Origin of the sequence: Thiocapsa sp., assembly GCF_011390875.1 — a bacterium.
Taxonomy (GTDB): domain Bacteria; phylum Pseudomonadota; class Gammaproteobacteria; order Chromatiales; family Chromatiaceae; genus Thiocapsa.
This window is the reverse complement of record NZ_JAABRP010000304.1, coordinates 1-4,072: the sequence shown is the minus strand read 5'-3', so window position 1 is coordinate 4,072 and position 4,072 is coordinate 1. Positions and strand designations below refer to the sequence as shown.

The following is a 4,072-nucleotide window of genomic DNA, read 5'->3' as shown; positions in this document are numbered from 1 at the left end:
CCGGACCGGCATCCTGAACCGGGGTTCAGGTGGGCAAGGGCAGCGTGACTTCGTGTTCATCTGACGCGAGATGCTCACACCCGCCACGCAATGTACCAAGCCCGGGCTCTATGAGCATTGGTTCAAGGAAATATAAAGCCCGACGCGCACTGCAGACAGCCAAATTGTAGGCCCTGAACGGGGCTGGTGTGCGGTGCCGGGACATTTAAAAAATACGGGCCGACGAGCGCTCGTTTTGGCGCTGCTGGCCGGTGCGGCGCGCCAACGTCAGAGCAGCTGGCCGTCGCTGCCCAAGGTTTGGTCCAGCCGGCGCATGAGGTCGTCCAGGCGGGTCTGGTTGTGCGGCGAGGTTTCGGCTGGTGCGCCGTTCAGCACCGCGCCGCTGCTTGTGGCGGGCGCTGGTGTTTGGGCGCTGGAGGATTCTTTTTGCGACAGCTCAAACGCCAGGTTGAGCGATGCCAGCACCGCAATGCGGTCGCGCGCTTTCACCTTGCCAGCATCGCGGATGCGGCACATGGCGGTGTCTACACGCTCCACAGCGTCCAGCAACGAGGACTCACCACCCACCGGGCAGGCCAACAAGTAGCTCTGGCCCATGATCTGCACTTCAATCTGTTTGCTCGCAGGCTTGTTCATGTGCGGTCCTTGCTGGGGGTGTCTGCGGTGGCTTGCGGCGCACTGGCAGGGGGGTGCGGCAGGCGGTCAAGCAGCGCATCGATGCGGGCGCGGGCTGCGTTCAGCCGCGACTTGAGCGAGTCGCGCTCGGCCTGCAAAGCCTGCACCTGCTCGTGCAGCAGGCCGTTGGTGCGTTGCAGTTCTTCATGGCGCAGCAGCAAGCGCTCTACGCGCTCGGTGATCTGGTCAAGGTGCTTGGGATCTGCCATGGTGTCGGTTCGAAGTTTTCACATTGTAGGGTTGTCGCAAGTTCTCACGCTTTAGAATGCACGTTGTTGGTGCTCGCGGTGTGGTTCACATGCCGCAGTTCAACGGGAAGCAGGAGGGAAAGTTCACATGAACCGACCTAACCTGCGCTGCCCCCGCAACGGTAAGCAGACGAGAACCCTGAAGCCATTTCAGGCGACTCCGCTTTCATCTCACAACCACTGGGCGCTGCCAAGCGCCTGGGAAGGTGATGAAGGTCGCTCTGCCAGCCCGGATACCGGCCAACGAGGTGGCGGTGCGTCTGAAAAGGACGCAGCGCCGTGACGCTCATGCACCGTCGGGGAAGGCGGTGACGGCACATCCGTTGTTTTTTACTTTCATGAAAAATCGTAACTTGCGTGCGCCCCTGGCCGCGCTGCCGCTGGCTGTTCTGGCCACATTCTCTTCCCACGCCCAAACCGTTGGCGCTGCCGATCTGCCCGAGACGGTGGTCACGGCGACAAGGGTCCAGCAACCGCTGACGGATGTGGTTGCCGACGTCACCATCATTGACCGCTCGGTCATTGAGCGCGGTGGCGCTACGGGCCTGGCGGATTTACTGGCGCGCGTTCCCGGCATATCCTTTGCCCGCAACGGTGGTCCTGGATCAACGACCAGCGTATACATGCGTGGCGCTGAGAGCCGCTTCACAGCGGTGTATGTGGATGGTGTGCGTGTTGACTCACAGTCCACCGGCGGCGCCACCTGGAATGCGATCCCGTTGTCGCAGGTCGATCGCATTGAAGTGGTGCGTGGCCCGGCAGCGGCGGTGTACGGCTCGGATGCCTTGGGCGGCGTGATCCAGATCTTCACGCGCAAGGGCGAAGCCGGGTTCGCTCCTGTGATTGAGTTTGGAGCGGGAAGCCAGGGCACGTTGAAACTTGCCATGTCCCTCAGCGGTGCCAAGGGCGTTGTCGATTATTCGGTGGGATTGAGCCGTGAGATCAGCGATGGCTTCAATGCGCAACCCACTGCCAACCCTGATAAAGATGGTTACCGCAACACAGCTGCGTCAGCGCGGCTGGGATTGCAGATCAACCCGGCCCACCGCCTTGAAGCAACGCTGCTGAGCAGCGATCTGGACGCTCAATACGATGCATTCACGCCGGGCCGCGATGACCACGGTCTGCATACGCTGCAAACGCTTGGGCTGAACTGGACGGCCAGCTGGAGCGATGTCCACAAAACCCGGTTAAGTATCAGCCGCGGCAAGGACCGCTACGAAACCACGCCGTCGGTCTACCTGACGGATACCAGCGTGACGAGCTACCTTTTTCACAATGAGTGGAAATTGGGCTCGACTCTGTTGACGGCAGCGCTGGAGCGGCGTGAGGACAAACTGAACAACGCCAGTACGTCGCCGGCGGTCACCGACCGCTCGCAAAATGCACTGGCGCTCGGTTACGGCTTGCGCAGTGGGGACCACAGTTTGCAGCTCAATGTCCGTCGCGACGACGACAGCGAGTTTGGCGTCCAGACCACGGGTGGAGCGGCCTACGCCTACAGTTTCAGGCCTCACTGGCGAGCCACGGCAGCTGCGGGCACCGCCTTTCGCGCGCCAACGTTGTTTCAGCGCTTCAGCATATACGGTGTGCCCAGCCTCCAGCCGGAGACCGCACGCAACGTGGAGGTTGGTGTGAAATACGAATCGCAGGGTGACAGCTTCAGCGCTGTGCTCTACCGCAACAAAGTGTCTGAACTCATCAACTATGTGTCTGGTGCTGGGGCTTGCGTCAATGGTGCCGGACTTTACCCAGGTTGCTATGGCAACACCGGGTCCGCTCAGTACAAGGGCTTGACCTTGGCAGGGGCCACCCGCCTGGGTGGTGTGGCGCTGGGCGCGTCGCTGGATCTGCAACGTCCGGAAGACTTGCTCACTGGTAAGCAGCTGGCGCGGCGCCCCCAACGGATGGCCACAATCACCGCCGATACGCGCTTGGACGGCTGGACCGCGGGCGGCGAGGTTCAGCTGGTGGAAGCGCGCTTCAACAATGCCGCCAATACCCAGCGTCTGGCTGGCTATGGGCTGGTCAACCTGTATGCCAGCACGGCCCTGGCAAGCGACTGGACCCTGCTGGGGCGTGTGGACAACCTGGGCGACAAGGAATACCAGACCGCACTGGGTTATGCCATGGCCGGGCGAACGGTTTTTGTGGGCTTGAAATGGGCGCCCCAATGATCACGAAGGAAGCGCAGTGACTGCTGCGTCCTGCCCCGCCATCCTTATCGCTGCCCCAGCTTCCGGGCAAGGCAAGACCACCGTCACCGCTGCGCTGGCACGTCTGCAAGCGCGCGCCGGCCTGCGGGTGCGGGCGTTCAAATGTGGGCCGGACTTTCTGGACCCCATGTGGCTGGAGCTGGCCACGGGCCAGCCGGTGCACAACATGGATCTGTGGATGACCGGCGAGGCGGATGTGCGGGCACGCCTGCACGCCGCAGCGCAGGATGCCGATCTGATCATCGTCGAAGGGGTCATGGGACTGTTCGATGGAGAGCCGAGTGCGGCGGATCTGGCGCGGCGGTTTGGGTTGCCCGTGTTGGCGGTGATCGATGCGTCGGCCATGGCGGGCACGTTTGGCGCGCTGGCGTTTGGCTTGCAGCACTACCGCCCAGGCTTGCCCTGGGCTGGTGTGTTGGCCAATCGCGTGGCCAGCGAGCGGCATGCGCAGATGCTGCAGGCGGCATTGCCCGCTGGCGACGCGGATGCACCGTCCACCTGGCTGGGCGCCGTGATGCGCGACCCGGCCTTCACGCTGCCCGAGCGCCACTTGGGCCTGACGATGGCCAGCGAGCTGCCCGATGCGCTTGCCCGGCTGGATGCCGCGGCCGACGCTTTGCTGAGCACGCCGCTGGGCCAGATGGACCGGGCGGCGCTCACGCGCTGGGCGGTCGAATTTGAACCACCGCCAGAGGGGCCGCCCGTGGCGCCGTTGCTGGCAGGCAAAACGGTGGCCGTCGCGCGCGACGCGGCCTTTTGCTTCATCTATGCCGCCAACCTGGACACCTTGCGCGCGCTGGGAGCACAGGTGGTGTTTTTCTCGCCGCTGGCCAACGAGCCCGTGCTCACGTGCGACGCGGTGTGGTTGCCCGGCGGTTACCCCGAGCTGCATGCCGAAACCTTGGCGGCGGCTCACACCAGCCGCGACAGCCT

4 protein-coding genes and 1 riboswitch are annotated in these 4,072 nt (G+C 63.6%); of the genes, 2 read left to right on the top strand and 2 right to left on the bottom strand.

From position 1 onward, the window contains the following. Positions 1 to 267 precede the first annotated feature (267 nt). Both GPT33_RS17485 and GPT33_RS17480 read right to left on the bottom strand, forming a co-directional pair. Positions 268 to 636, bottom strand: a complete 369-nt coding sequence (locus tag GPT33_RS17485) for a cell division protein ZapA (RefSeq protein ID WP_296811596.1) — start codon at positions 634 to 636, stop codon at positions 268 to 270. After that, a complete protein-coding gene (locus GPT33_RS17480; RefSeq protein WP_296811593.1) occupies positions 633 to 884 on the bottom strand; it encodes a cell division protein ZapB in 252 nt (83 codons plus the stop codon). The genes GPT33_RS17485 and GPT33_RS17480 overlap by 4 nt, the downstream gene beginning before the upstream one ends. A 50-nt stretch (positions 885 to 934) precedes the next feature. Further along, a riboswitch (cobalamin riboswitch) is annotated at positions 935 to 1,183 on the top strand. Between the two features lie 48 nt (positions 1,184 to 1,231). Between GPT33_RS17480 and GPT33_RS17475 the strand changes: the two genes are divergently transcribed. Together GPT33_RS17475 and GPT33_RS17470 are read left to right on the top strand one after the other, a co-directional pair. Continuing rightward, entirely contained in the window at positions 1,232 to 3,100 is a 1,869-nt protein-coding gene (locus GPT33_RS17475) for a TonB-dependent receptor (protein WP_296811591.1), read from the top strand. A 16-nt stretch (positions 3,101 to 3,116) separates the two neighbouring features. Beyond that, the coding region (locus GPT33_RS17470; RefSeq protein ID WP_296811589.1) for a cobyrinate a,c-diamide synthase at positions 3,117 to 4,072 on the top strand (956 nt) is incomplete at its 3' end.

Excerpts from the sequence above, each read along its gene's own strand:
- GPT33_RS17485 (WP_296811596.1), bottom strand. The coding sequence starts at position 636 with ATGAACAAGCCTGCGAGCAAACAGATTGAAGTGCAGATCATGGGCCAG.
- GPT33_RS17480 (WP_296811593.1), bottom strand. The coding sequence starts at position 884 with ATGGCAGATCCCAAGCACCTTGACCAGATCACCGAGCGCGTAGAGCGC.